Source organism: Piscibacillus sp. B03, assembly GCF_052246295.1.
Taxonomy (GTDB): Bacteria; Bacillota; Bacilli; order Bacillales; family Alkalibacillaceae; genus Piscibacillus.
The window spans coordinates 1-3,216 of sequence record NZ_JBQQCO010000064.1; the positions used below are offsets into that span (position 1 = coordinate 1).

At 35.2% G+C, this 3,216-nt stretch carries 4 protein-coding genes and 1 pseudogene; all 5 read right to left on the reverse strand.

Annotation, left to right across the window (positions count from 1 at the left end; genetic code table 11):
- The coding region (locus tag ACTWQB_RS16945) for a hypothetical protein (RefSeq protein ID WP_443140338.1) at positions 1-315 on the reverse strand (315 nt) is incomplete at its 3' end.
- A 15-nt stretch (positions 316-330) separates the two neighbouring features.
- The gene (locus tag ACTWQB_RS16950) at positions 331-561 is read right to left on the reverse strand and encodes a hypothetical protein (RefSeq protein ID WP_443140339.1); all 231 of its coding nucleotides are present in this window, start codon (positions 559-561) and stop codon (positions 331-333) included.
- A 33-nt stretch (positions 562-594) separates the two neighbouring features.
- Positions 595-1,110, reverse strand: coding sequence for an SAF domain-containing protein (locus tag ACTWQB_RS16955; RefSeq protein WP_443140340.1), 516 nt, complete (start codon positions 1,108-1,110; stop codon positions 595-597).
- Between the two features lie 12 nt (positions 1,111-1,122).
- A complete protein-coding gene (locus tag ACTWQB_RS16960) occupies positions 1,123-2,508 on the reverse strand; it encodes a hypothetical protein (RefSeq protein WP_443140341.1) in 1,386 nt (461 codons plus the stop codon).
- Between the two features lie 293 nt (positions 2,509-2,801).
- Positions 2,802-3,216 (reverse strand): annotated as a pseudogene (locus ACTWQB_RS16965) (hypothetical protein); the annotation flags it as partial.

A 3,216-nucleotide genomic window follows, 5' to 3' on the forward strand; every position in this document is an offset into this window, starting at 1 on the left:
AACAATTTGTTCAATGATCTGGCGTTCAGTAAGGTTTTGCGATATTAAGTGAATGCCATAACCATGACAAAAAGGTTGAATAACTCTTTCCAATAAATGCTTGTGTAATAACGGAACATAAAAGGTATACCTAAACTGATGGAATAAAGAACGGTTTTCTTCAAAGCTTTGGTGAGCCAGAACATCATCTGTTACAATCAATAGATCACCATCACCACTTATATGACTAGGCAAGTTATAACTTGATACATCGTCAAACTGTCGTTTAGCTTCAGCCACTAATGAATGTTCGTTTGTTAACAATGTTACTTTCATAATGCAACCCCCTTTTTAATCATCTTTATCTTCGCCAACAATTTCCGTCTCTTTTACTTCATCACTGCGCTCAAATTGATAAACGACATATATACGTTCACCTTCTTGTACAGCATCTTGAATGGCCTTTAAAACCTTTTCATTCGCTATTATTTCTAAGTTAGAAATAACACCACTCGAACCTACCGTTTCCCCCTCGCCGACTGTTTGAATTTCTTGATTATTACGATCACGTACGTGTGCCACTCGGACATTTCGTAACAGTGGCTCAGAACTTGTCTAAACCGTATTTTTAAACTGAGACAAGTCAACATCAGAAAGTTCATCTGTATCATATTTATCTAATGCTTGTTCTAAGAGGTCTCCTTGCTCTTTCACAGAAACGGTATAAAAATCTGCGATATAGCTTCTACGTAAAGTACCTGGTGTAGCAAAAATCCAGTCTTCTGGTATTGGTGCAATAAACTCACCTTTAGATTCATCTGGAACTAAATCATGGTGATCTACAAAAGTTTCAGTTATCTGAAATCCCGACGGTATATCGATGGCTGCATAACCGCCAATGATTTTATTTGCTTCACTAGGCTTGATGGCATTATCAGTAATATGTTCAATAGGTATAGCCTTCACTTCTAGATGTTCTTCAGTTATTTTGTCTTTAAAAGACAAATCTTGGCTCAGAACCACAACATTATCGGTATTCAATGTATCTTGTATCTGTTCAAAGCCATAAACAGTACCTAACCCAATTACTAAAAAGGCAACAGCAACAACAATCCCCTTAAACTTCTTCATAATTCCCCTCCATTACGCTTTTGATATTAATCGTTTAAATAATCCTTTTTTTCGTCCCTTCCAAGTTAAGTGAGGCACAAAGGATTGAACTAGGTCTCGTATTACTTCCTCAGCTTGTTCATTCTCCAAGACAAATTCATAAGGAATCGTCCTATTATAAAAACTCTGAATTAATACACTCTCGTCTAAAATCGGCATGCTTAAGGATTGCTTTTTATCGAATAAACTTGTTAGTCCTTGTTTCTTTAATTCGTCTGACCATTTATTCAGAACGACTTTAGCATTTAAGTCATTTAAATGTTTTTGGACATATTCTATTCGTTGATGATTAGCGTCTATATCATGAGGTATAACGGACGAAACAAACACTACATGATCTAAGTAATGTAGCAACCTAACTTCATCTGTATCTTTTAAAGACATATATCCCAAATCAATTAACGTTACATGATCAGAAAACAATCGAGTTAAATCTAGTGTTTCGTTTCTTTCCCAATCTGTTATGTCATCACGATGTTCTGGATTGACCACTTGCCAATTGATTCCATCATGAGTTTGATTAGGTACATTATGTTTTGTAAGATCTTCAAATCGTCGATAGGATTGGTGAATGGAAAAATAGGATTCAAACGACATATGAAGACCTAATAAATGAAATAAATAGGTTTTACCTTCTTGGTAAAAAGGTTGGTCAGTAACTGTTACAGAGATGTCGTGTTCTGATAATGCTTTCGCTATTAACGTTGTTAAAAACGATGAACCCGCTTTACTTGTAACATTAACAACGCCTATTAACTTACTAGGTGTATGTATGACATTATCTTTATAAACAACTTTTTCCTTAATGACCTTTTCCTTGACCACTTTTGTTTTCACTTTAGGTTCGGTGGATTCATTGGAATCAATTTCATCATTCACTGATTCGTTATCCGGTTCATCTTTTGTTGAGGAAGGAATTTTAGTTACGGAATCGTGATTAACAAACTTCTTAACATTAGAGTATTTAGGTCGTTCTTGTAACTGATTTAAAAAGTCTTTAGTGGAAAATGAACGCTCGTTAAAAATATCTAACACATTTAAACTAACTAACTGCGATAAGAACGGATCTTGTTTGTCACGCTCGCAAATGTAGACTATACGTACACTATCGTCGAAACGCTCTCGGAATGATTGAAATAATTCTAGAATAAACGACTCTTTATCTTTATCGTTTTGGAATCTATGTTCTAGATAGTAATCATGAATGATGACAATATCTGGACGATACTCTATGATGCTATTATCTAAATAATCCCAGTGATAGACATCCCGTTCAATGACATCAAACAATGTTGAAGTTTTCTCTCTGATAATACGACTAAAATTCTCTTCTCCTATTGCTAACAAAACTCTTTCCATACAAATCGATATCCTTTCAAATGAAAAAACCCGACTTTAAACTTAGGTATTCTTCACCTAAGTTCAAAGTCGGGTCGCTCCCGTACACAATATTATTGAATTATTTTAAGGGCGAGAAGGAGGTTTGACGGACGCTCCTTCTCAATATAACAAACTACTTTTGAAAAGAGTGATTTGAGTTAACAAATCACCAACTATATAGGTTGGCTGTGACTTAATCGGAGAGGATTAGAATCACAACTTAGTTAATATATTAGCACGGCTTAATCTTTAATGCAACTGACAATATTCAATTAAGCATCACTTTGCAAAAATGGCAATGCGACAGGTTTTAACGTTGTTCCAGATGGTTCATAAAAGGCTTGTGATAAATCATCTTTGGCTAAGTAATCCTCCTCCACACACACTAATACTTGATACGGTAATTGATCCAGGATGAGTTCATAATGGATACGTTCAGCCATTTTAAATGTGGAGCAAAATAAAACAACAATAGGGTTTTCAATATTCAGGCGGTTAACATTAAATGAACCCGCTTCTTCATAATGATGTCGCCAACGATAAAGCTTATTTTTTAAATAACCTATAAAGTTTTGTCCCATTTGGGCTCGTTCAATGAGCCAATGCATCGGGCCAGCCGGTGTTTCAACTTTGGCTAAGCCTGTTACTTTTGGAATATGCTGCTGATAATTCATACCGATATTCCAT

Excerpts from the sequence above, each read along its gene's own strand:
- ACTWQB_RS16955 (WP_443140340.1), bottom strand. The coding sequence starts at position 1,110 with ATGAAGAAGTTTAAGGGGATTGTTGTTGCTGTTGCCTTTTTAGTAATT.
- ACTWQB_RS16960 (WP_443140341.1), bottom strand. The coding sequence starts at position 2,508 with ATGGAAAGAGTTTTGTTAGCAATAGGAGAAGAGAATTTTAGTCGTATT.